Source organism: Kitasatospora sp. NPDC059722, from assembly GCF_042733235.1.
Classification (GTDB): domain Bacteria; phylum Actinomycetota; class Actinomycetes; order Streptomycetales; family Streptomycetaceae; genus Kitasatospora.
Genome location: NZ_JBHWGD010000016.1, coordinates 121,465 through 141,930, shown reverse-complemented (window position 1 = coordinate 141,930; position 20,466 = coordinate 121,465). Strand labels below are relative to the sequence as shown.

Genomic DNA, 20,466 nt, shown 5'->3' with positions numbered 1-20,466 from the left:
GGGTCGGGCGGAACGTCATACCGGTGACGGGCCGGGCCGAGGAAAGGTGACCGATGAGCGGGGACGGATTTCCGGACGACGCGCTCGCCGCGCGCTTCGAGGCCGAGCGCGGGCGGCTGCGGGCGGTGGCGCAGCGGATGCTCGGCTCGACGGGCGAGGCGGAGGACGCCGTCCAGGAGGCCTGGCTGCGGCTCGGCCGGACCGACCCGGCGGAGGTGGCGAACCTGCCGGGCTGGCTGACCACCGTCGTCTCCCGGATCTGTCTGGACCTGTTGCGGGCCCGCGCGGTGCGCCGTGAGGAGCCGGCCGACGAGGCGCTGCCGGACGGGCCGGCCGGGGCCGGGGACCCGGAGGAGGAGGCGTTGCTGGTCGAGTCGGTCGGCCGGGCGCTGCTCGTGGTGCTGGACCGGCTGGGCCCGGCCGAGCGGGTCGCCTTCGTGCTGCACGACGGCTTCGCGGTGCCGTTCGAGCAGATCGCGCCGATCGTCGGCCGGACGCCGGTGGCCGCCAAGAAGCTGGCCAGCCGGGCCCGGCAGCGGGTGCGCGGGACGGCCGCCGGCCCGCCGGAGCGCCTGGCCGGGCACCGTCGGGTCGTGGAGGCCTTCCTGTCCGCCGCGCGCGGCGGGGACCTGGACGAGCTGCTGGCGGTGCTCGCGCCGGACGTCGTCCGTCGGGCCGACCCGGCCGCGCTGCCCGCCGGGCGCTCCCTCGTCGCGCGCGGGGCGCTCACCGTCGCGCGGGAGACGACGGTCTTCGGCCGCCGGGCCCGGTTCGGCGCGGTGGCCCTGGTGGACGGCGTGCCCGGGATCCTGATCGCGCCGGGCGGACGGCTGCGGCTGGTGCTGCGGGTGGCGGTCGCGGACGGCCTGGTGGCCGGGTACGAGGTGGTCGCCGACCCGGCCCGGCTGGCCGGACTGGAGCTCGCGGTGCTGCCGTAGGGCGTCAGGACTCGTCGGCGAGCCGGACGGTCATCTTGCCGGTGCTGCCGATCACGTGGCCGGCGCCGAGCAGCCGGGCGAACTGGCCGGCGGCGGTGCCGACGCCGCCGGCCGCGGCCGAGACGAACACCGTCTCGTCGGGCCGCAGCTCGGCGATCATGCCCAGGACCACGCTGCTCGGCGCCCCGGCCGGCCTCGCCGTCACCGACCTGGGCCGCGCCCGCCCAGCCGGTCCGTCGGGTACGTGACCACGCCCGAGCCGGCCGCGACGGTCGCCGTCCGGGCGCTGATCCGCGAGCTGCGGGCCGGGCCGCTGCCGGAGGGGCTCGTGGCGGCCCGTCCGGTTCAGTCCTCCAGCGACTCCCGCAGCGTGCGGAACTCCGCCGCCAGCGCGTCCAGCGTGTAGTGCGCGTTGAGCCCGCTCGGGTTCGGCAGCACCCACACCTCGGTCCCGCCGATGCCCTCCGGCTGCCGCCCGATCACGGCCTTCCGCGCCCCGAAGGCCGTCCGGTAGGCGCCGATCCCGAGGACGGCGAGGACGAAAGCGGCACTTTGGGTGAGAGTGCAGCTACTCAGTGATAGCGTCGGAGTGCCGACTGCGATAGCCAAGCGTCGGCATTGGAATGAACGCCGCAGGGCTTGCGGTGTCAGGGCGTGGAGCCTTAGCCGTTGGGCAGGCCGTGAATCGCCAACCTGGCAACCGGGTAACCGGAAGCCCAGTCCGGACAGTGGGCCGGAGGGAATCCCTGCCCTTGTGACCGGGAGGAAGCCAAGCCGCAGAACAGGACGCGTTCGGCCATCGATAGCACCCGATCACGTGGTGTCCTTCGTGGGTGGAAGCGACCTGGTGGCGGGTGCCACGTGCACCCGCCTCTTTTCAGTTCCCCCGCGCCCGGTCCGGCGGGAGCGCAGCCACCGGAGGCCGAGGACGACGACGGCCGCGTACGTCCAGCCGGCCAGGACGTCGACGATGAAGTGTTCGGCGCCGTACACCAGCGTGAAGGCCATCGCGAGCGGATAGGCGACGAGCAGCGCGCGCAGCCAGGGGCGGGCGGTCGGCCAGAAGAAGAACAGCAGCATCGCCGGGTAGGCGGAGTGCAGCGAGGGCATCGCGGCGACGTCGTTGGCGAACTGGCTGCCGTTCTCGAAGACGGACTGCGCCTGCGGCAGCCCGATGTCGGTGAGCGTCGAGGACACCACCCGGGTGAGCCCGGGCAGGTGGCCCTCCTGGGCGACCAGCCACGGCGGGTCGGCCGGGTAGAGCAGGTAGGTCGCGAAGCCGGCGAAGGTCAGCACCAGGTAGCAGGTGAGCAGCCGGACGTACCGCGCGTGGTCGCGCCGCCAGAGCACCGCGAGGACCACGAAGACCAGGAAGAAGTGCGAGAGGTAGACCGTGACCGCCGCGTAGTCGTACCAGTGCGGCGAGCCGGGCGTGTAGAGCGCGTCCTGGAGCCGGACGGTCCAGGTCCGGCCGAAGCCGAGCACCTCGTCGGCGTCCAGCTGCGGCAGCCAGTGCGGCGCCCAGGGGGTGTGCGCGCCGTAGCCGCGAAGCAGCGAGTACGTCCACACCGCGGCCATGACCGGGACCCAGTCGCGCAGGACCAGGAGGAAGCCGCGGGGGCCGTGTCCGCTGTGCACGGCGGCGGTCAGCAGGGCGCCGATCAGCCAGCAGAAGACCACGTCGTTGGCGGACGGCAGGCCGTTGCCGCGCACGTACCAGGCGAGGGAGGCCAGGTAGAGCGGCCAGGCGAGCAGCCGCAGCGGCCGGAGTCTGGCCGCCGCGCCCACCGGGCCGGGCCGCCCGGCCCGCACGAGTCGTGGTGGTGGGGCCGGCCGCAGCAGGTTGGTCATGCCCGCTGAAACTAGCGGCGCAAGCTGGGAGCAGCCTTGATGAACGATGACCGGATCTTAAGAAAGTCCTACTCATGCTGGGTGGTGTGGGTCGGTCCGGTGCCGCCTCGCAGCCGGTTCAGGAGACGATGCCGAGCTCGTGCGGGGTGTTGTTGAACCGCCGCCCGCCGTTCGCCGTGACGGTGACGATGTCCTCGATCCGCACCCCGAAGCGGCCGGGCAGGTAGATCCCCGGCTCGATCGAGAAGCACATGCCCGGCACCAGTGGCTGCTCCTCGCCCTCGACCAGGTACGGCGGTTCGTGCGTGGTGATGCCGATGCCGTGGCCGGTGCGGTGGATGAAGTGCTCGCCGTAGCCGGCGTCGGTGATCACCCGGCGGGCGATCCGGTCGATCTCCTGGCAGGTGACGCCGGGGCGGACGGCCTCGAACGCCGTCTGCTGGGCCCGCCGGACCACGTCGTGCACCTTGCGCACCTCGGCCGGGACGTCCGTGCCGACGTGGACCGTCCGCGTGGTGTCCGAGCCGTAGCCGTCCTTGAGGCCGCCGAAGTCGAGCACCACGGTGTCGCCCCGCTCGATCACCCGGTCGCCGGCCTCGTGGTGCGGGTTGGCGCCGTTGGGGCCGGAGCCGACGACGGTGAAGTCGACCTGGCTGTGGCCGTACTGGATGAGCAGCGCGCCCAGGTCGGCGGCGACGTCGGTCTCCCGGCGCCCGGCGAACTCGACCTCCAGGACGCCCCGGTACGCGGCGTCCGCGGCGCCGCCGGCCGCGGCGAGGCGCTCCAGCTCGTCGGCGTCCTTGACCGCGCGCAGCATCGGCAGGCTCGCGGTGAGCGAGGTGAAGCCGGTGCCGGGCAGCGCGCCCTGCAGGCCGAGCAGGTGCATGGCCCACGCGTTGTCGGAGACGCCGTACCGCCCGGCCGGGTCGAGCAGCGGGGCGGCGGTGGCGTACGGGTCCTCGCCGTCGCTCCAGTCGAGCAGCCGGACGGCCGGGGCGCCGGGGGCCTTCTCTGCGTCCGGGCGCTCCAGCCGGGGGACGACCAGCGCGGGCTCGCGGCCGGTGCCGAGCACCAGGGCGGTGAGGCGCTCGGTGATCGCGGTGGGCTGGTAGCCGCACAGGTAGACCAGGTCGGGGCCGGGGGCGACGACCAGGCCGGCCAGTCCGGCGGCGGTCGCGTCGGCGGCGGCGCGGGCCAGCCGGGCGCGGTAGTCCTCGGTGGTGAAGGGTCGGGGCACGGGTCTTCCTCCTCAAGGTCCGGACGGGCTGCTGCCTGGAACTCCATCACGCGTCCGGGGCCCCGTCACCCGTCCGGGGCCGGCGCGGTGGGCCGGAGCTCCGCCGGGCGCGGGCCGCCCGGGACGCCGTCACGCCCGCGCGGCGGCGGCGAAGTGACGCAGGAACAGCGCCTCGACGTGGGCCATGTGCTCGATCTCGCCCGGGTCGACGCTCTCGTTCGGCGCGTGGATCAGGCAGCGCGGCTCCTCGACGCCCATCAGGATGATCTCCGCGTCGGGGTAGGTGGTGGCGAGGACGTTGCAGAGCGGGATCGAGCCGCCCTGGCCCAGGAACGACATCGGCCGCCCGTAGACCTCCCGCATCGCCCGGCCGAGCGCGGCGTACGCGGGGCCGCCGGTGTCCGCGTGGAACGGCGAGCCGGCGCCCTCCCGTTCGACGTCCACCACGACGCCCCAGGGCGCCGCGGCCTCCAGGTGCGCGACCAGCGCGTCCTGCGCCGCGCGCGCCCCGGTGCCGGGCGGCACCCGCAGGCTGACCCGGGCCCGGGCGGTGGCCGGGACGGCGGCGGCCGAGCCGACCACGGGCGGGCAGTCGATGCCGAGGACGGTGACGGCGGGGCGGGCCCAGAGCCGGTCGGCGACGGTGCCGGAGCCGGTCAGCCGGACGCCGTCCAGCACGCCGGCGTCGGAGCGGAACCGCTCCTCGTCGTAGCCGGCGCCGCTCCAGGTGCCGGTGCAGTCCAGGCCGTCGATCCGGGTGCCGCCGTCGGCGTCGCGCAGCGAGTCGAGCATCCGGATCAGTGCGGCGAGCGCGTCCGGGGCGGCGCCGCCGAACATGCCGGAGTGCAGGTCGCCGCGCAGGGCCTTGGCGGTGACGACGACGTTGGTGACGCCGCGCAGGGAGGTGGTGGCGGTGGGCACGCCGACGGCGGCGTTGCCGGTGTCGCAGACCAGCAGCGCGTCCGCGTGCAACTCCCCGGCGTGCGGCGGCACGTACTGCTCCAGGCCGCCGGTGCCCTGCTCCTCGGAGCCCTCGACGACGAGCTTGAGGCCGACCGGGACGTCGTCGCCGAGCGCCCGCAGCGCGGTGAGGTGCATGACGATGTTGCCCTTGCAGTCGGCGGCGCCGCGCCCGTACCAGCGGCCGTCGCGCTCGGTGAGCTCGAACGGCTTGGAGGTCCAGGCGGATTCGTCGAGCGGGGGCTGGACGTCGTAGTGGCAGTAGAGCAGGACGGTCGGCGCGCCGGGCGGTGGCGGGCGGTGGCCGATCACGGCGTGGCTGCCGTCCGGGGTCTCCTCCAGGTGGACGTCGCGCAGGCCGACCGCGGCGAAGGCGGCGGCGACCCACTCGGCGGCGTCCCGGCAGTGCTCCGGCGGGTACTGCCGGGGGTCGGCGACGGAGGGGATCGCCACCAGCTCGGCCAGGTCGGTCTTGGCCTGTGGCATCAACCCGGATACGCGGCTGGCGAGTTCGTCGGTCATGCGGGCTCCCGTGGGCTGGCTGCGGGTGGCGGGTGCCAGGTGTGGACGGTCACGTGGGGACCGAATACGTCGGATTGGCCGTCATGCCGCACCTCCTTCGGTGTCGCGCGGTTCGGCGGACCGTTGCGCGGCCGCCTCGGCCGCCGCGTCCGCCGCGTCCGGTGAACGCCAGCCGGGCCTGCGCAGCCGCAGGAACAGGTACGGGATCAGCAGTCCGAGGACCAGCAGGCCGCCGCCGACGATCCCGACGTACGACCAGACGCTGCCGCTGCCGAACTGGGAGGACGGCACGAAGCCGATCGCCATCGCGGCGGCCGAGGAGAGCAGGCCGATCACGCACATCGGCACGAGCGCGGGGGCGCGGTAGCCGCGCGGGTGCTCGGGCCGGGTGCGGCGCAGCCGGATCGCGGCGGCGAACATCAGCAGGTAGACGATCAGGTACACCTGCGTCGTGATGACCGAGAAGATCCAGTAGGCGCTGGAGACGTTCGGGATCAGGGCGTACAGGAGGGCGATCGCCGTGGTGACCACACCCTGGGTGACCAGCAGGTTCTGCTGGACGCCCGCCTTGTTGAGCTGCTGCAGGAACGGCGGCAGGTAGCCCTCCTGGCGGGAGATCATCAGCAGGCCCTTGGACGGCCCGGCGAGCCAGGTGAGCATGCCGCCGAGCGAGGCGGCGATCAGCGCCACCGCGATGACCGGGGTGAGCCAGCCGACGTCGAAGTACTGGAAGAAGGCGTCGAAGGCCTGCATCACGCCGGCCGTCAGGCTCAGTTCGCTGGACGGCACCACCCAGCTGATCGCGAGCGCGGGCAGGATGAAGATCGCCAGCACCATCCCGGAGGCGGTGAACATCGAACGCGGGAACTCCCGGGCCGGGTCGCGCAGGGAGGAGACGCGCACCGCGTTCATCTCCATGCCCGAGTAGTGGTCATCAGGGCGAGCGTGAGCCAGGACATCCGCGGGGCGGCGACCCGGGCGGCCACCGCTCCGCCGCGCTCCCGGGTGGCGGGGCCGGCCTGCGGGCCGTCCGGGCGGGGCGGGGGCGCGTCCGTGGAACTCATCCGGGTCCTCCTCCGGTGCGGGGTCCTCGTCCGGTACGGGCTCCGCGGGCGGGCTCCGGGGGTGAGATCCGGGGGTGAGCTCCGGGAGGGGGGCCGGGGCGGGCCGTACCCGGCCAGTTCACCCGTCTGCCCGGAGCGCCGCATGCGGCGCGCGCCCGCCCGGGTGACCGCGCATCGGTCCCGTCGGAGCGCCGGTGAGCGGCGTCGCCGCCCAAACGCGCGCTCCGGGAGCGGGAGTTCGAGCACCCGTGCGGACTCCGGACGGGCACGGAATCATAAATTCCGGGCCGGTTGTCTGTGCGGTGGGACACGATGTCGAGCATGTCGTATGAACTCCAGGCGCTGATCGGCACGTTGGAGCTGCTGACGGTCGCGGCGGCCGAAGTGCCGGCCGCGCGGGTGGCGCCGCTCGCACAAGGACTGGCGCTGATCCCGGCCACTCCCGCGTTCCTGTCCGCCTTCCGGGCCGACGGTGACGAGCGCAAGTCCGAAGGCGGCGCCGGCTTCGCCTGGCACCCGGACGGCTTCGAACTGCGGCTCGCGGCCTGGTCCAAGGCGGGCCCGGTCGCCTGCGTCGAGGCCGACTTCTTCGGCGGCACCGGCACCCAGCGCGCCGCCGTGTGGACCGACGGCCGGCTCGAACTGGGCCCGCTCAGCAGCGCGTTCGAGCCCTTCGCGCCCGGCGGAAGCCCGATCTCCCGCGTCCTGCGGCAGCTCGGCGCCCGGGTGGAGGAGGGGCGGGTGGACGAGTTCGAGGCGGTCGGCCTCGGCGCCCACCGCAGCACCGAGGGCTGGGCGGCGACGGCGGGTTGAGCCGTGCCGGGCCGAGCCACGCCGGGCGCGGGGGCCGCCGCTGGGGGTCGCCGCCGGGGTCGCCGCCGGGGCCGCCGCGCCACCGTTCGGCGTACGTGCGGTGGCTGCGTCCGGGTGGCTGCCCCACGGTGTGAGTCAGGCGATCTCGCCCCACTCGTACCGAGAGGAAGCAGTACCCATGCGTGCCACCTGGATGGCCGCCGCGCTGACCGCAGCCCTCGCGCTGACGCCGGTCGCCTCGGCATCCGCCACCGCCGCGGGCAACGGCTCCGCGGCCCCCCGAACCCCCGTCGTCTCGGCCCCGCTCGCCGACGACCCGCTCCCGAGCGTCCCCGTGCCGAGCGTCCCGGCCCCGGCGGTCCCCGCCCTGCCGTCCGTCCCGGCCCCCGCGGTCCCGGCCCTCCCCGCCACCCCGGACCTGTCCGGCATCATCAAGACGGTCACCGATCTGCTGTCGAGCGTGACCTCCTCCGTCCCCGGCGTCGTGGGTCAGCTGCTGGCGACCGTGACCAACCTCCTGTCGGGCCTGCTCGGCTCGCTGCCGGCACCCCCGTCACTGCCGGTGACCGTGCCCTCGGTGACCCCGCCGGCCCCGCCGAAGCTCCCGTCCACGGCCACCCCGGACGTCCGGGACGGCCGGGATACTCGGGGCGGCCGGGATGCCCGGGACGCTCGGGACGTGAACGAGCGGCTCGCCTCCCTCAAGGCGCAGGCCCAGGCCCAGGCCCTGGCCGACGCCACGGCGGCCCGTACCGCCCTCCACCCCCACCCCGCCGCCGGCTGACCCCACCCGCCGCACTCCACGGCCCGACGACAAAGGCCCCGGTCCCGCACCCAGGACCGGGGCCTTGCCGTCGCCGCTTCGGATCGGCCGGGAGGGCGTCAGCGGTAGTTCACGAACTGGAGCGCGAAGTCCAGGTCCTTGCCCTTGAGGAGGGCCTGGACGGTCTGGAGGTCGTCGCGGCTCTTGGAGCTGACGCGCAGTTCGTCGCCCTGGACCTGGGCCTTGACGCCCTTGGGGCCCTCGTCCCGGATGATCTTCGCGACCTTCTTGGCATCGTCGGTGGTGATGCCCTCCTTCACGTTCGCGAAGATCTTGTACTCCTTGCCGGACAGCTGCGGCTCGGCGGCGTCCAGGGCCTTCAGCGACAGCCCGCGCTTGACGAACTTCGTCTGCAGCACGTCGAGGATGGCCCGGACGCGCTCCTCGCCGTTGGCCTTCATCTCGATCTTCTCGCCGGAGCGGCTGATCTCGGCGCCGACGTTCTTGAAGTCGAAGCGGGTGGCGATCTCACGGGAGGTCTGGTTGATCGCGTTGTCGACCTCCTGCCACTCGACCTTCGAGACGATGTCGAAACTGGAGTCGGCCATGGGTGTTGGTCTCCTTGATGCTCTGGCTTCACTGGCACGGCACGCCGCACCGGGCGCCCCGCCGCCCCAGCCTATCCAGCGGTGCCCCGTCGCCGCCCCCGACAGCCACGCCGAAGGCCTTGATCATCGCGTGACCAATCGAGTGGCGAACCACCCCCCGGCATCGGGTATCGTTTACGGAGTCGAACGGGGCAAGGCCCCGGGAGACACCAATCCTGGCTGGTTGCCCGAGCGGCCAAAGGGAGCAGACTGTAAATCTGTCGCGCAAGCTACGCAGGTTCGAACCCTGCACCAGCCACCGGATAGAGGAACGGCCTCTGATCTGCGGAAACGTAGATCGGAGGCCGTTTCTTTTTGCTCGAACACCGGTCACGCCGGATGGTCGTTTTGCGTGGTTTGTCTCACCTCGTTTCGCCCGGATCCCGATGCTGACCAGCGCATCCGGACCAGCTACGGACCAGGATCCGGGGCCGGCGGCGCCGGGCGGTTCCGGTTGAGCCGCTTCGAGATCAGCTCGTTGGCGTACTCGACGGTGCCGTGCAGGCACTTCGCGTAGACCCGGAGCATGACGGCCACGCTGTGCCCCGCCCGCCGGGCGACCTCGGTCGGGTCGACTCCGGAGTTCAGCCCGAGCGAGATCCCGGCGTGCCGCAGGTCGTACGGCCGCTTGCCGAGCTTCGTCGCGCAGTCGGCCGGCGACAGCACCTCGGCGCGGGCCCGCTGCCAGACCACCCCGTAGCCGCTCTCCTGCACCATCCCGCCCCGGGACGTCCGGAACAGCCGCCCGTCGGGCGCGGCGCCGAAGGCGGCGACGTGCTCCCGCAGGATCGCCACCAGCTCGGGCGGGATCGGAACGCGGCGGGTGGCCTTCTCGGCCCGGTGCTTGAGCCCGCGCTTGTCGTGCGAGGTCCCGTCGTCCGTCCAGGACGAGCCGACCCGCGGCCGGGTCTCGTCCAGCACCACGTAGCCCCAGCCCTCGGCGGGCAGGTGACAGCGCGCGAGCGTGAGGTACACGGCCTCGGCCGGCCGCAGCCAGCCGTAGTAGAGGCAGGCGAAGAAGGCCCGGAGGTGGGCGCCGCGCTTCCCCTGGCGCCCGGCCGCCTCGATGAGCGCCGCGGCCTGGTCCTCGTTGACCACCACCCCGGGGTCGACCTCCTCCTCGGCCTCCGGCGGCTGCCATTGGACGGTCGGGAGGGGGTTGGCGGTCAGGTAGCCCTCCTCGACGGCGTAGCCGAAGAGGTGGCCGAGGATGCGGCGCTTGCGCAGGATGACCGAGGGGGCGGCCTTCTTGCCGTCCAGCTTCACCGCGAGGGCGTTCAGCAGGCGGCGCACCATCGGCGGCTCCTCGAAGGCGGAGACCGACACGGACTGCTTCTGCACCCACGCCAAGGCTTTGACCCAGTCCGCCGGCGGCTCCTCGCCCCACGCGTTCACGTTGAAGGCCCAGCTGTAGAGCGCCCGGCGGACGACCCGCTTGTCCGGCATGCTGGCCTTCGACTTCACCAGCTCGAACGTGACCGTGGCCAGGGCGTCGGCCCAGGTCGTGCGGGTCTTGGCCGGAACACCCTCCCACCGGGCCTCGACGTACTTCCGTCCGAGCTCGTACCAGGTGATCTGCTTCTCCTTGCGGAGCTCGGAGAGCGGCAGGCCGCGGTCGACGTCGAAAGGCTGCCCGTCGCGGAGAGCGGAGATCAGCTCGGACTTCCGGCCGTCGGCCGCGGTCTTGGTCAGGAGGGACTCGGAGAACTCCCGCCCGGCGACGGTCCAGCGGACCATCCAGGGGGCCCGCCGGTCAGGGCGGTGCCGATGGTCCCAGAACTTGACCTTGTAGGAGGTGGGCATCAGGCGGCCACCTCGCAGCCGTCGAGCCACGCGTCCAGGTCGGCCCGGTCGACCCGGACCTGGCCGTTGGGGAGCTTGATGAGGCGCGGCGCCTTGCCTCGGGCTCGCATCCGGTAGAAGGCGGCACGGGACATACCGAGTTCGGTGAGCACGGCGGGGAGCTTGAGCAGTTCGCGCTTGGGCATGGCGACGTCTCCTGCGGTGGGTGCGGAGGGTTACGTGCCCTCTCGCGGGCGGCGGCGGAGGGCGGAAGGCGTCAGGGATGTCAGGGGAACGCGCTGACCTGCCGGTACGGCCCCTGGTCGGGCGTCAGGGGTTGTCAGGTCTGTCAGGAGATCCCGGCTATCCCTGACAGACCTGACGGGCCCTGACTGCTCGTCCGGCGGCATTTCGCCAGGTCAGGGCTTTGTCCTGACGTTCCTGACGGTTACGTGATCGGGTTCGTGTCCGCGGGGGCGCTCAGGATCGGGTGGACACGGTAGGTGACGGCCTGAGGCCGGCCGCGCTGGCCGCTGGCAGGGGACTGATCCGTGCGGAGCCAGCCGTGCTGTTCGAGGAGCGCGAGTGCGGGCTCGACGTCGGCGACCTTCTTGAACCGCCGGGACGACGCGACGGCGTCGTGGGCCTTGATGTGGGTGCGGTGGGTGCCGTCCTTCTTCGGCCGCTGGAGCCACTGGAGGAGGGCGTGGGCGTCCTCGGTGGCCGGGTCGGCGGCGATGAGGTCGAAGACCGCGAGGGTGTGGGCGGTGTAGTACTCGGCGATCTCGGCGGCCCGCTCGACGATGGCGGCCTCGACGGGCGCGCGCCAGTCGCCGGCGACGTGGTCGGCGAGGTGGAGTAGGACCGCGATGCGGGCGATGTGGCCGACGAGCTTGCCGGCCCAGTCCTTGATGTGGGCGAGCGGCTCGTCCGGGCGGAGCTGGACCTCGAACTTCTCCTGGAGCTTCTCGACCGCGAGGTCGGCGGCCTCGGTCATCCGCACGGTGACCGGCTCCTCCAGGGCGGTGAGGGCCCGCAGGAGCGCAGACAGCCGGACGTCGTAGGTGGCGGCGACCGGCTCGGGGATGGGGGTGGTGCGGATCTTGCGGTAGCCGAGGTTGGAGGGCGGGAGCGAGTACAGGAAGCGGGCGAGCAGGCCGCGGTCGCGGGCACCGGGAGCGGCGCCCAGCTCCTGGAGGACGGCGGGCTGCGGGGTGACGCCGATGGTGAGCGCGGGCTTGTCGACGGTCGGCTGCTCGCGGGTGATCCGGTCGGCCTGGAGCCGCTCGCCCTTGTGGGCTTGGAGGAAGACGCCGAGGTTGGGCTTGCTGCTGTAGCGCCCCACGATGCTGTCGAACAGGTCGCCCTCGGGTGAGAGCGCGGCCAGGCAGCGGTGGACGCCGAGTTGGTGGGTGACGGTCTCCGGGGTGATGTCCCCGGACAGGGTCAGCCGCGGGCTCGGCGGCACCACGATCTCGTCGGCCAGCATCCGGGCGCCTGAGATCTCGGCCACCAGGTGCGCGCGGTCGAGGTCGGGGTTCTTGCGGGCCTTGGCCATGAGCGACTCGACCTCGGCGAGCGCGGTCTCCTTGGCGGTCTCCGCCTCGATGATCCGCCCCTTGGCCTCGGCGCGGAGCTCGTCCTCGACCCGGTAGACCGGGCCGGTCATGAACGCGAACACGTCGGACTTGCGGCTGGCGGGCGGCATCGCGCACACCAGGTAGAGGTTGGACTGCTCGCGCCAGCCGGGCCGGATCTCCACGTTCACCCGGCCGCCGGCGGCGGTGGACAGTGCGGCGAGGGCCATGGTGGCGGCCATGTCGGGCGGGGTCTGGGTGAACTCGGCGACGGCCTCCACGTAGGCGCCGACCCACCCCGGCAGGGCGCGGACGGGGAAGGTGGGCAGGGCACCGTGGGAGCCGAGCGGCACGGGGTCGAGCCAGGTCTCGCCGGATGCGAGGTCCGCGAGGGCGGCGAGCGCGGCGGTGCGGACGGCGTCGAGGTCGGCCTGGTCGTCGCCGGCCATGTGGGCGAGGCGGCTGGTGGCGGTGTTGATGCGGCGCCGCTCGGCGGCCACGCGCACGACCTCGGCGTAGTAGTCGCCGTTGGCGGCGGTAGGGGTGGCCTCGATGCAGGTGTGCAGGTAGCTCGGCCCGCCGACGCGGACCAGGTCGCCCTGGCCGCGCAGGACACCGGCCAGCAGCACCGGGTCGACCGGCCGTTCGCCGCCGGCCATGCGGGTGATGGCGCGCCAGATCGTCTCGTGCGCGGGGTGGTAGAAGGCGCTCGGGTCGCCGAGCTGGGCGGCGAGCGCGGGGATCTGGGCGGGATCGAGCAGGGCGGCGCCGATGACGGCCTGCTCGGCGGCCTTGACCTCGGCGGGCTCGGGCCGGAACGGGATCACGTTCGGGGCGTACTCGCTCACCGCTCGTCCTCGCTGGGGAGTTGGTGGTGGTCGAGCCAGGCGAACGCGGAGGTGGTCTGGGCGCGGTTGTAGACCTCGATGGCCGCGCCGGGGACGCTGCCGACGTGGACGCGGGGGTTGATGAGGCTGGCGTACAGGCGCGTGCCGTGGTGCACGCAGGCCTTGGCGGCGTCGCCGTGGCGGTCGAGGACGGTCACGGCGTCGAGCGGGCCCTCGCAGGAGGTGGTGTCGCCGAGGTGGGCGGCCTCGCAGCAAGGCTGCGGCGCGGTGGTGTTTCCGGGCATGCTGGTGTCCTGGTCTCTGTAAGGAGGCTGGAGGGCCCCGTACCAGCCGTCTCTCTGCCAAGGTCGGCGGCTGGTACGGGGTTTCGTGCGTCAGGCGGAGCTCCGCCTCCCCGCCAAGGCCCCCCCCCGCGGGGGGGGGGGTGGGGTGGGAGGCGGAGGGGGGCCCCCCCCCAAAGGCGCCTCAGCCCCCGCGGGCGGGGGGGGCGCGGCGGGGAACTGCCGTACGGCGGACAGCCCAGATCAGGCGAACGACGCGAGTCGGCAGGCGGTGTCGTGGTCGAGGTCGCCGGCGGCGACGGCCCGAACCAGGATCTCCGGCAGGGGCTTGTACCCCGGAGCGGCCTCGTCGCCCTGCGCGGGCAGGTCGTTCGTGCGTCCGGTCAGCAGGGCGTCGACCGCAGAGGCGACGCTGGCGGGGGTGACGACCAGGCCGAAAACCAACGGCTGCGGGTTGGCGAGGCGGTCGTCGTTGGTGCCGCGGGCCCAGAGCCAACCGGTGGTCTGGTTCCACAGCAGGCCGAGGCCGTGCAGGTAGCCGGCGGCGCGGGCGCGGGCGGTGCCGAGGCGGATGAAGATCTCCGTCAGCATGACCTCGCCGTCGTCGGCGCAGTACTCGTTGAACGACTCGTCCGGGGCGGCGTTGTCGCCGAGTGCGGCGAGGACGGCCTCGAAGTACGGGTGGTGCGGGGTGAGGTAGGACACGGGGTTCCCTTCCAGGAACGGCGGGTCCGGTCTGTCCGGCCCCCGAACCGCCCAGGGACGCCGCTGGGTGCGGCGGTGCTCTGGGCGGCACGGCCGGTCGGGCAGGCTGGTGGATCACGAAGGGCGGTAGGTGCGCGTTGACCTGCGTTTCCTACCGCCCGCACCGTGCCGACCGATCAGTCGTCCTCGGGGCCGCAGAGGCAGTTCTCGGGGGCGGCGCCCTGGCCGATCTGGCACGCGCAGTAGATGAGTCCGAGCGGGGTTTCGACGGGCTCGCCGCCGGTGCAGTGGTCGCATTCGCCCGGCGCCCAGTCGGCGGCGTCGAACTCGTCGTAGTCGTCAAACATCGTGATGCCCTTTCACAGGGAAGTCCTGCGGGACGGCCGTCGTGGAGCCGCGTTGCCGGGCTGTCGGGGGGTCGATCGGAGGAGGTAGGGCGGTAGGTAGGGGGCCGGTAGGGAGGGTGGTAGGCGTGCGCTGACCTGCGGTTCCTACCGCCCTACCGCCGCCCAAGAGGGGGTGTCAGGAGGGGGCGGGGGAGAGGGGTCAGGCGGCCTTCTGGACGACCGCCGGGACGGTGCCCGGGGCAGCCTCGGGGAGGGCATCCAGCAGCACCGCGAGGCGGTTGCGCTGGCGCCCGTTGAAGGTGAGCTTCTTGCCCTCGACCAGGGCCACCCCCAGGCCCTCCAGGTGGGTCCTCAGGTCGGGGACCTTCCAGCCGCCGAAGAGGCCCCTCGCGTGGCCCTCCTCCAAGAGGTGGGAGAGGTGGGCGGCGGTGCCCTGGTCGGACATCGCGGCGACGTACCGCACCAGGGCGTACAGGTCGGCGTCGGCGGGGGCGTCCTGGAGCTCGTCGTCCTGGTCGGCGGAGTCGTCCGGTTCGGCCTTGGTGGAGGCCTCTCCATGGTCCCCGGCCTTGGCGTTGGCAGCCTTCTCCTTCGCGGCCTGGTCCGCCTTCGCCAGGGCGGTGGCAGCTCTGGTGTTGCCGGCCACGACCGCCACGACCACCCACAGGACGAGCAGGACGGTGACGGCGGGCGGCGCGTACCGGGCGACGGGCCGGGCCAGGACGGGGGAGAAGAAGAGGCCGAGGGCCAGTGCTCCCCCGACTTGCTGGCGGGTGACCGAGACCTTCTCGGCGTGGGGCCGGACGGCCCGGATGATCAGTCTGTTGCCCAGGCCGAATGCGGTGACCGACACGCCTTCGAGGTAGCGGTGCAGCTTCATCACGCACCGACCAGGCCCTTGAGGACCGAGCCGATCACGGTGAGCGGCAGGGCCCAGATCCCGCCGGCGGCGGCGTAGACGGACGGCACAGTGGCGCCGAGGACGCTGTCCTTCCACGGGCCGGGCTTGGTGCCGAACAGGGCGAAGGTCAGGATTGCGGCGACGGCCCCGGCGCCGACGTTGCCGAACACCTGGCTCTGCGAGGTGAAGGCGTGGGTCAGGGCGTCGCCGACCGTGCCCGGTGCGCTGAACGCTTGACCGGCGCCCGCCGCGAAGATGCCGAAGACGATCATGAGCCAGGCGGTGTGCTCGTCCTTGTGCTTCTTGGCGAGCTTGCCCTGCTTCTCGGCCTTGCGGCTGCCGAGGATGATCCACACGGCGATGGCCAGGCAGAGGCCGCCGGAGCCGAACGAGCCGAGCAACTGGGTGTCCATGGTCGATCTCCTGCGGTCAGTGGTGGCTGGTGGAGAGGAGGGTGATCAAGGGGGCCAGGCCGAGTGCGCCGACCAAGGCGGAGGCGAACGGCACCCGCAAGAGGATCAAGATGGTGAGGCCGGGGAAGCCGCGGACCTCGGAGACCCGGACGTGGCCCCACCCGCGCATGCGCAGGTCGATGAGCCAGGCGCCGGCCGCGGCGAGCGCGGCGACGGTCAGAGGCATGTGGGCGGCCAGCTGGACGGCGCCCATCTGGTAGCCGAGTACGGCGGAGGTGGTGGTGAGGATGCACCAGCGGCGGAACCGGCGGGCTCGCTCGGATTGGGGCTGTCGCCACAGCACGGAGGCCCGGCGCTTCTGGACGAGCTGCTCGGCGCGGTGGCGGTCCTCGCGCTTGTCGGGGGTTTCCCCCTGCTCCCGGAACTTCTCCTCGCGCTCCCTGCGGGCGCGTTCAGCCTGTTCCTCTGGCGTCTGGCTGATCAGCAGGCGCAGGCTCTCGGCCACGGTCCGCAGGTCGTACCGCTCCTGGTCGGCGTCGGCCTGGTCCTGGTCGTCGTCCTCGACGGCCTGGTCCTCGTCGTCGTCGTCCGTGTCGGTCGGCTCGGTCTTGCGGGGGTCGAGGGGCTCGGGCTCGGCGTCGGGCATGCCGACGGTGGGCGGGAAGGTCGGCGGCGGGGGGATGGTCATCGGTTCCCCTCCCGACGGAGAAGCCACACGGCGACGCCGGCGCCGACCGCGAGGATCGGGTAGAGCAGGCTCAGGAGCCAGTCCATGGTCAGTTCTCCAGGTAGGGGCCCGGCCATGGAGGCCGGGCCCGGAGAGGATCAGGAGGAGCGCCGCGAGGGGGCCGGGGTGTGCCGCCAGTTCGTGATGGAGCGGCTGGTGGGGAGCGCGTCGATCGCGGCGTGCCCGGCCCGGTCCGCCTTGCGGACGGCCTTCGCCCTGCGCTGCTGGCGGGACTGGGGCTGGGCGGGCTGCTTCTTGCCGAAGCCGAGCATCAGGCGCCCTCCCCGATCCGGCCGACGAGCACGAACGGCTCGCCGTCCAGCTCGCAGATCGCGTGAAACTCGGCGGCGCAGCGCCCGTCGGCGGAGGCGTCGGTGACCGTCAGACGGTGGCACCAGGTCTCGCGGGGCAGGCCGGCGACCTCATCGATCGTCAGCGGCTCGGCGAGGCGGTAGGCGAGGCCGCGGTGGTCGAGGCGAGCGATGCCCAGACCGGGCACGTTGCGGATGCTGTTCACCGGGCACCGCCCGTCTGGCCGGCCTGGCGGCTGCGCGTGGTGCCGACGTGGCGGCGCAGGCGCACGGCGTAGTCGTTTCGGCAGCCGAGTGCGTCGCGGACCTTCTTGGTGCTGAGCTCGTCGCCGCGGGCGGCGAGGTCATCGGCCAGGATGCGGACCCGGGCGATGTCGGCCGGGTCGAGGGGGCGTTCCCCGGCGATCGCGGAAGCGTTCCCGTCCTGCCCCTTCGAGGGCTCGAACCCGAGCTCTCGGCTATCAGGTGCGGATGCGCACGACCCAATTCCGTAAAGGACTTCGAGGCTTTCGGTCGCGACCGGGGAAGCGTTCCGCAGTCCGTCGGGAACGGCGTCGAGGTAGACGCCGTCGGACGGCCCCGTGGGCAGCGGGAGGGTGAGGGCGGGGAACGGGTCGTCGGGCATGCCCGGCCACAGATCGGCCGGGGCGGGGAGCACGCTCAGCTCTGCCACCCGGGCCCGGGCGTTGAGCCGTTGGGCCAGCAGGTCGGCGGTCAGGCCGGGGACGGTGACGCCGTGGACGTACTCCCACGCGATGCGCCAGGCCTCGTCGGCTGGCAGTGCACCGAACGGGGCAGCGGACAGCAGGCGGTCGGCGACCTCCCGGACCTCGGGGTGGTGCTCGGAGCGGCGCCGGGTGTGCTCGGCCCGGTCCTTCGCCTGCTTCTTCTCGGCGGTGGTCGGGCCGCGGCCGCCGTGGGTCTGGAGGTCGGTCAGCCAGACGGCGCCGATGCTGGACAGGGCCAGCACGAACGCGACCCAGTGGTGTCCGGGGTACTGCTGCCAGCCGTGGACGAAGTTGATGCCCCCGGCGAGCGCGCCGGCCGCCCATGCGCCGAGCCGGTAGGTGCGGGTGGAGCGCTCGCCCTCGGCCTGCGCGCCCATGGCGACCAGCGCCCACGCGCCGCCCTCCAGCATCGGGGCCAGCAGCACCGCGAGCAGCAGATACACCTTGGCGCCGTCGAGCGCGGCGACCTGGGACACCAAGGCCGGCACGATCGAGCAGGCCTGCACCAGCCGGACGAACGCCCTCGCCGGGTTGGCCGACACCCACCCGGTCACCCGGCCGAGACGTGCGGCCCGCGCCGCCCGGCGCCGGTCCCGAGCTTCCCCGGCGGCGCGCTGGTCGGCCTCCCGCCGCCGACGGGCCGCCTCGGCGTCCAACCGGTTCTGCTCGCGCTCGTCCCTACGGTCCGCTCGGGCGTCGGCGCGGTCGGCCTGGCGGTCGGCCCGCCGCTCGGCGCGGTACTCGCCCAGCCCGCTCATGCGGCCACCAACTCGACGTTGGCGGTGCGGAGGACGATCGCCCGGAACCGCAGCGGCACCGGCGCCATCTTCATCTGCTGCTCGGCGAAGGCGGCCAGCTCCGGGTCCTCCCGACGCAGGTCCGCCAGCACCGCGTACGCCACGTCCAACCGGGCCTGGCGCTCGACCACCGACTCGCCGGGCACACCGGCGAACAGCTCCTCGTCCACGCCCAACGCCAGCTCCGCGAACTCCTCGGTGCCCAAGGCGTGTTGACCTGCAACAATCGACTTCACGGGTCTACCTCTTCCAGTGGGAGGTGCGCCCCAGGGGCTGCCGCGCGCCCGGCCAAGGAAAGCGCGGCGGCCCCGACCTCAGGGCCAGCTACTCGTCACGTCACGAGCAGCCATGACCCCCGACCCGTGCCGCGGGCGGCACGGGTCGGGGACCAAAGACACTCGTTTGCTGAGACCGCGCCGCTCCGGCACCGAGAAGTCCGGCGGCGAGCTGGCGGGGGGTGCGTCTTTCAGGGCAGACGCGGACCTCTCGGTCCATGCCATCCGCATGCCAAGGCGCGGTCGACCTCGGCCCGATCTGTCCCGGGCCCCTTCGCCTATCCCCATAGGCGCATTTGTGCAGCTCAGAGCAGCCCAAAGAAGGCCCCTCCGTGTCGCCCTTGTCTCACTTGGTGCGACACACACAACATAGGCAACCTGCTTAGGCAGGTCAAGAGAGTTGGGTTTCTCGCCCCTGTTGGGCACCTGCCCTAGCATGGGGAGATGGCCCTAGACCCGGACGACTCCCGTCCCCCGTATCAGCAGGTCAGCAGTTCTCTGCGGGCCTCGATCCTCACGAAGAAGCCAGGCTTTGAGACGGGCGACAAGCTGCCCTCCGGCCCCGAACTGGCGAAGCACTTCGGCGTGGCGCGTGGCACCGTGGACAAGGCGCTCGACCTCCTCCGCACCGAGGGGTTGATCGTGACCCGGCAGGGGAGCGGCTCATTCGTCCGGGAGAGGACCTCGCGACCGGTCGGGCTGCGGCCTCACCTGGAAGCGGCCTTCGAGCAGCAGCAGGTGACGCTCGACTTCGCCGGGTTCTCCAGCGAGACGCTGCACAACGCGCTGCAGGAGCCGCTCGACAAGGTCCGCTCCGGCCGGCTGGCGCCGGAGTCCATCACGGTCCGCCTGCTGCTGCCGGACACCACGGCGCCGATGGCCGTGCCGGTCCTGGTCGACGGGCTCCAGGACGAGGCCGCCCTCCGGCAGCGCGCGCGCAACATCGCCCTGACGAACGCCGGCGGGATCGCGCACTCGGTGAAGATGCTGGCTGAGCTGGGCCTGGTCCAGAAGGCGAGCGTCCAGGTCAAGGTGCACCGGGCGTCCAGCCTGTTCAAGCTGTACATCCTGAACCGGTCGGAGGCCTTCTTCGGCTTCTACCCGCTCCGCGAGCGGACTGTGGCGATCGACGACACCGCCCACACCTTCTACGACGTGACCGGTAAGGACACCACCCTGTTCCACCATGCCGCCGGCCCGGACGACGCCTCGCTCGGATCGCAGTACGTCCAGCAGGCCCAGATGTGGTTCGACAGCGTGTGGTCCACGATCGCCTACGAGCGTCAGCCATGACCGCCACCCCTCAGCAACTCGCCGACGTGCTGCGGCCGGTGAAGCATGTGCTCCTCGACTTCGACGGCCCGGTGTGCTCGGTCTTCGCCGGCCTCCCTGCCCCGGAGGTCGCACGGCGCCTCCGTGAAGGCCTGCTCGCCGCGGGCGAGCAGGCTCCGGCCGGGGCGGAGGAGGAGACCGACCCGCTCGCCCTGCTCCGGCTGGTCTCGGATGCGCGGCCCGATCTCACAGAGCGCACGGACGCCGCGCTGGCCGCGCTGGAGGCCGAAGCTGTTCAGGTAGCCCGCCCGACCCCGGGCGGAGAATCGGTTCTCCACGCGTGTGCCCGCTCCGGCCGCCTGGTCTCCGTGGTCAGCAACAACGCAGGCACGGCCATCGAGGCCTACCTCGCCGAGTACGGTCTCAGCGACTACGTGGCCGGCGTCTTCGGACGTGCCCCGGGCGACCCCTCCTCCATGAAGCCGAACCCGCGCCTCCTGCTCGAAGCGATGGAAGCCGCGGGCACCAAGCCGGAGCACTGCGTCTTCATCGGCGACGCGGCCCGCGACGTCGAGGCCGGGGAAGCTGCCGGTGTCCCAACGATCGGCTACGCCAACAAGCCAGGGAAGTCCATCAACCTGGCCGCCGCTGGCGCCGTGGCGATCGTGGACTCGATGCAACTTATCGCCGACGTCATCGCCTGATCT

General features: G+C 72.9%; 25 protein-coding genes, 1 tRNA gene and 1 pseudogene. 6 read left to right on the top strand and 21 right to left on the bottom strand.

What is annotated here, in order from left to right; genetic code table 11:
• The first annotated feature begins 53 nt into the window (after window positions 1-53).
• A complete protein-coding gene (locus ACFV4F_RS13690; RefSeq protein ID WP_380502225.1) occupies window positions 54-938 on the top strand; it encodes a sigma-70 family RNA polymerase sigma factor in 885 nt (294 codons plus the stop codon).
• 37 nt (window positions 939-975) lie between these two features.
• Here the strand turns inward: ACFV4F_RS13690 and ACFV4F_RS13685 are convergent.
• From ACFV4F_RS13685 to ACFV4F_RS13655, 7 genes and pseudogenes are all read right to left on the bottom strand, one after another.
• Window positions 976-1,104: pseudogene (locus ACFV4F_RS13685) on the bottom strand (NADP-dependent oxidoreductase); the annotation flags it as partial.
• 179 nt (window positions 1,105-1,283) lie between these two features.
• Window positions 1,284-1,547 carry a hypothetical protein gene (locus ACFV4F_RS13680; RefSeq protein ID WP_380435807.1) on the bottom strand — a complete coding sequence of 88 codons (264 nt, stop codon included), beginning with the start codon at window positions 1,545-1,547 and terminating at the stop codon, window positions 1,284-1,286.
• A gap of 204 nt (window positions 1,548-1,751) precedes the next feature.
• Window positions 1,752-2,789: a phosphatase PAP2 family protein gene (locus tag ACFV4F_RS13675; RefSeq protein ID WP_380502223.1), complete on the bottom strand. Its 1,038-nt coding sequence runs from the start codon at window positions 2,787-2,789 to the stop codon at window positions 1,752-1,754.
• A 118-nt stretch (window positions 2,790-2,907) separates the two neighbouring features.
• Window positions 2,908-4,026: a M24 family metallopeptidase gene (locus ACFV4F_RS13670; protein ID WP_380435811.1), complete on the bottom strand. Its 1,119-nt coding sequence runs from the start codon at window positions 4,024-4,026 to the stop codon at window positions 2,908-2,910.
• A 129-nt stretch (window positions 4,027-4,155) separates the two neighbouring features.
• On the bottom strand, window positions 4,156-5,508 hold the full coding sequence (locus ACFV4F_RS13665; protein WP_380502221.1) for a dipeptidase: 1,353 nt from the start codon (window positions 5,506-5,508) through the stop codon (window positions 4,156-4,158).
• 81 nt (window positions 5,509-5,589) lie between these two features.
• Window positions 5,590-6,426: an APC family permease gene (locus ACFV4F_RS13660; RefSeq protein ID WP_380502219.1), complete on the bottom strand. Its 837-nt coding sequence runs from the start codon at window positions 6,424-6,426 to the stop codon at window positions 5,590-5,592.
• Window positions 6,417-6,572: a hypothetical protein gene (locus ACFV4F_RS13655; protein WP_380502217.1), complete on the bottom strand. Its 156-nt coding sequence runs from the start codon at window positions 6,570-6,572 to the stop codon at window positions 6,417-6,419. Before ACFV4F_RS13655 ends, ACFV4F_RS13660 begins: the two co-directional genes overlap by 10 nt.
• A gap of 321 nt (window positions 6,573-6,893) precedes the next feature.
• Between ACFV4F_RS13655 and ACFV4F_RS13650 the strand changes: the two genes are divergently transcribed.
• Complete coding sequence (locus ACFV4F_RS13650; protein WP_380435817.1) at window positions 6,894-7,385, top strand: hypothetical protein; 492 nt, start codon at window positions 6,894-6,896, stop codon at window positions 7,383-7,385.
• Between the two features lie 178 nt (window positions 7,386-7,563).
• Window positions 7,564-8,169: a hypothetical protein gene (locus ACFV4F_RS13645; protein ID WP_380502215.1), complete on the top strand. Its 606-nt coding sequence runs from the start codon at window positions 7,564-7,566 to the stop codon at window positions 8,167-8,169.
• Between the two features lie 98 nt (window positions 8,170-8,267).
• Here the strand turns inward: ACFV4F_RS13645 and ACFV4F_RS13640 are convergent, their stop codons facing one another.
• Window positions 8,268-8,756, bottom strand: coding sequence for a YajQ family cyclic di-GMP-binding protein (locus ACFV4F_RS13640; protein WP_380435820.1), 489 nt, complete (start codon window positions 8,754-8,756; stop codon window positions 8,268-8,270).
• 217 nt (window positions 8,757-8,973) lie between these two features.
• Here ACFV4F_RS13640 and ACFV4F_RS13635 point away from each other — a divergent pair.
• Window positions 8,974-9,054, top strand: a tRNA-Tyr gene (locus ACFV4F_RS13635).
• 152 nt (window positions 9,055-9,206) lie between these two features.
• On the opposite strand, the gene ACFV4F_RS13630 is transcribed toward ACFV4F_RS13635, so the two are convergent.
• The 13 genes from ACFV4F_RS13630 to ACFV4F_RS13570 all read right to left on the bottom strand — a co-directional run bounded on the left by ACFV4F_RS13630 (window position 9,207) and on the right by ACFV4F_RS13570 (window position 18,448).
• On the bottom strand, window positions 9,207-10,598 hold the full coding sequence (locus ACFV4F_RS13630) for a tyrosine-type recombinase/integrase (RefSeq protein WP_380502213.1): 1,392 nt from the start codon (window positions 10,596-10,598) through the stop codon (window positions 9,207-9,209).
• Window positions 10,598-10,783 (bottom strand): helix-turn-helix transcriptional regulator, encoded by a 186-nt coding sequence (locus ACFV4F_RS13625; protein WP_380502211.1) that lies wholly within the window; start codon window positions 10,781-10,783, stop codon window positions 10,598-10,600. The genes ACFV4F_RS13630 and ACFV4F_RS13625 overlap by 1 nt, the downstream gene beginning before the upstream one ends.
• 242 nt (window positions 10,784-11,025) lie before the next feature.
• Window positions 11,026-13,002 (bottom strand): DUF3987 domain-containing protein, encoded by a 1,977-nt coding sequence (locus ACFV4F_RS13620; RefSeq protein ID WP_380502209.1) that lies wholly within the window; start codon window positions 13,000-13,002, stop codon window positions 11,026-11,028.
• Window positions 12,999-13,286, bottom strand: a complete 288-nt coding sequence (locus tag ACFV4F_RS13615; RefSeq protein ID WP_380502207.1) for a hypothetical protein — start codon at window positions 13,284-13,286, stop codon at window positions 12,999-13,001. Before ACFV4F_RS13615 ends, ACFV4F_RS13620 begins: the two co-directional genes overlap by 4 nt.
• 240 nt (window positions 13,287-13,526) lie before the next feature.
• Entirely contained in the window at window positions 13,527-13,988 is a 462-nt protein-coding gene (locus tag ACFV4F_RS13610; RefSeq protein ID WP_380502205.1) for a hypothetical protein, read from the bottom strand.
• Window positions 13,989-14,164: 176 nt separating this feature from the next.
• Entirely contained in the window at window positions 14,165-14,335 is a 171-nt protein-coding gene (locus ACFV4F_RS13605; protein WP_380502203.1) for a hypothetical protein, read from the bottom strand.
• A gap of 199 nt (window positions 14,336-14,534) precedes the next feature.
• Window positions 14,535-15,218, bottom strand: coding sequence for a hypothetical protein (locus ACFV4F_RS13600; RefSeq protein WP_380502201.1), 684 nt, complete (start codon window positions 15,216-15,218; stop codon window positions 14,535-14,537).
• Complete coding sequence (locus ACFV4F_RS13595) at window positions 15,215-15,649, bottom strand: hypothetical protein (RefSeq protein WP_363648102.1); 435 nt, start codon at window positions 15,647-15,649, stop codon at window positions 15,215-15,217. Before ACFV4F_RS13595 ends, ACFV4F_RS13600 begins: the two co-directional genes overlap by 4 nt.
• Window positions 15,650-15,665: 16 nt before the next feature.
• Complete coding sequence (locus tag ACFV4F_RS13590) at window positions 15,666-16,337, bottom strand: hypothetical protein (protein WP_380502199.1); 672 nt, start codon at window positions 16,335-16,337, stop codon at window positions 15,666-15,668.
• A gap of 137 nt (window positions 16,338-16,474) precedes the next feature.
• Window positions 16,475-16,648 (bottom strand): hypothetical protein, encoded by a 174-nt coding sequence (locus ACFV4F_RS13585; protein ID WP_363648106.1) that lies wholly within the window; start codon window positions 16,646-16,648, stop codon window positions 16,475-16,477.
• Window positions 16,648-16,893, bottom strand: a complete 246-nt coding sequence (locus ACFV4F_RS13580) for a hypothetical protein (protein ID WP_380502197.1) — start codon at window positions 16,891-16,893, stop codon at window positions 16,648-16,650. The genes ACFV4F_RS13585 and ACFV4F_RS13580 overlap by 1 nt, the downstream gene beginning before the upstream one ends.
• Window positions 16,890-18,173, bottom strand: coding sequence for a hypothetical protein (locus tag ACFV4F_RS13575; RefSeq protein WP_380502196.1), 1,284 nt, complete (start codon window positions 18,171-18,173; stop codon window positions 16,890-16,892). The genes ACFV4F_RS13580 and ACFV4F_RS13575 overlap by 4 nt, the downstream gene beginning before the upstream one ends.
• Window positions 18,170-18,448: a hypothetical protein gene (locus ACFV4F_RS13570; RefSeq protein ID WP_380502194.1), complete on the bottom strand. Its 279-nt coding sequence runs from the start codon at window positions 18,446-18,448 to the stop codon at window positions 18,170-18,172. The genes ACFV4F_RS13575 and ACFV4F_RS13570 overlap by 4 nt, the downstream gene beginning before the upstream one ends.
• A 483-nt stretch (window positions 18,449-18,931) precedes the next feature.
• Between ACFV4F_RS13570 and ACFV4F_RS13565 the strand changes: the two genes are divergently transcribed.
• Both ACFV4F_RS13565 and ACFV4F_RS13560 read left to right on the top strand, forming a co-directional pair.
• Window positions 18,932-19,780 carry a GntR family transcriptional regulator gene (locus ACFV4F_RS13565; RefSeq protein WP_380502192.1) on the top strand — a complete coding sequence of 283 codons (849 nt, stop codon included), beginning with the start codon at window positions 18,932-18,934 and terminating at the stop codon, window positions 19,778-19,780.
• On the top strand, window positions 19,777-20,463 hold the full coding sequence (locus tag ACFV4F_RS13560; RefSeq protein WP_380502190.1) for an HAD family hydrolase: 687 nt from the start codon (window positions 19,777-19,779) through the stop codon (window positions 20,461-20,463). The genes ACFV4F_RS13565 and ACFV4F_RS13560 overlap by 4 nt, the downstream gene beginning before the upstream one ends.
• The last annotated feature ends 3 nt before the right edge of the window (window positions 20,464-20,466 follow it).

Coding starts and splice junctions, on each gene's coding strand:
- ACFV4F_RS13565 (WP_380502192.1), top strand. CDS start 18,932: ATGGCCCTAGACCCGGACGACTCCCGTCCCCCGTATCAGCAGGTCAGC.
- ACFV4F_RS13595 (WP_363648102.1), bottom strand. CDS start 15,649: ATGGACACCCAGTTGCTCGGCTCGTTCGGCTCCGGCGGCCTCTGCCTG.
- ACFV4F_RS13585 (WP_363648106.1), bottom strand. CDS start 16,648: ATGCTCGGCTTCGGCAAGAAGCAGCCCGCCCAGCCCCAGTCCCGCCAG.
- ACFV4F_RS13615 (WP_380502207.1), bottom strand. CDS start 13,286: ATGCCCGGAAACACCACCGCGCCGCAGCCTTGCTGCGAGGCCGCCCAC.
- ACFV4F_RS13640 (WP_380435820.1), bottom strand. CDS start 8,756: ATGGCCGACTCCAGTTTCGACATCGTCTCGAAGGTCGAGTGGCAGGAG.
- ACFV4F_RS13625 (WP_380502211.1), bottom strand. CDS start 10,783: ATGCCCAAGCGCGAACTGCTCAAGCTCCCCGCCGTGCTCACCGAACTC.
- ACFV4F_RS13605 (WP_380502203.1), bottom strand. CDS start 14,335: ATGTTTGACGACTACGACGAGTTCGACGCCGCCGACTGGGCGCCGGGC.
- ACFV4F_RS13560 (WP_380502190.1), top strand. CDS start 19,777: ATGACCGCCACCCCTCAGCAACTCGCCGACGTGCTGCGGCCGGTGAAG.
- ACFV4F_RS13675 (WP_380502223.1), bottom strand. CDS start 2,789: ATGACCAACCTGCTGCGGCCGGCCCCACCACCACGACTCGTGCGGGCC.
- ACFV4F_RS13630 (WP_380502213.1), bottom strand. CDS start 10,598: ATGCCCACCTCCTACAAGGTCAAGTTCTGGGACCATCGGCACCGCCCT.
- ACFV4F_RS13645 (WP_380502215.1), top strand. CDS start 7,564: ATGCGTGCCACCTGGATGGCCGCCGCGCTGACCGCAGCCCTCGCGCTG.
- ACFV4F_RS13575 (WP_380502196.1), bottom strand. CDS start 18,173: ATGAGCGGGCTGGGCGAGTACCGCGCCGAGCGGCGGGCCGACCGCCAG.
- ACFV4F_RS13590 (WP_380502199.1), bottom strand. CDS start 16,337: ATGACCATCCCCCCGCCGCCGACCTTCCCGCCCACCGTCGGCATGCCC.
- ACFV4F_RS13660 (WP_380502219.1), bottom strand. CDS start 6,426: ATGGAGATGAACGCGGTGCGCGTCTCCTCCCTGCGCGACCCGGCCCGG.
- ACFV4F_RS13655 (WP_380502217.1), bottom strand. CDS start 6,572: ATGAGTTCCACGGACGCGCCCCCGCCCCGCCCGGACGGCCCGCAGGCC.
- ACFV4F_RS13690 (WP_380502225.1), top strand. CDS start 54: ATGAGCGGGGACGGATTTCCGGACGACGCGCTCGCCGCGCGCTTCGAG.
- ACFV4F_RS13650 (WP_380435817.1), top strand. CDS start 6,894: ATGTCGTATGAACTCCAGGCGCTGATCGGCACGTTGGAGCTGCTGACG.
- ACFV4F_RS13665 (WP_380502221.1), bottom strand. CDS start 5,508: ATGACCGACGAACTCGCCAGCCGCGTATCCGGGTTGATGCCACAGGCC.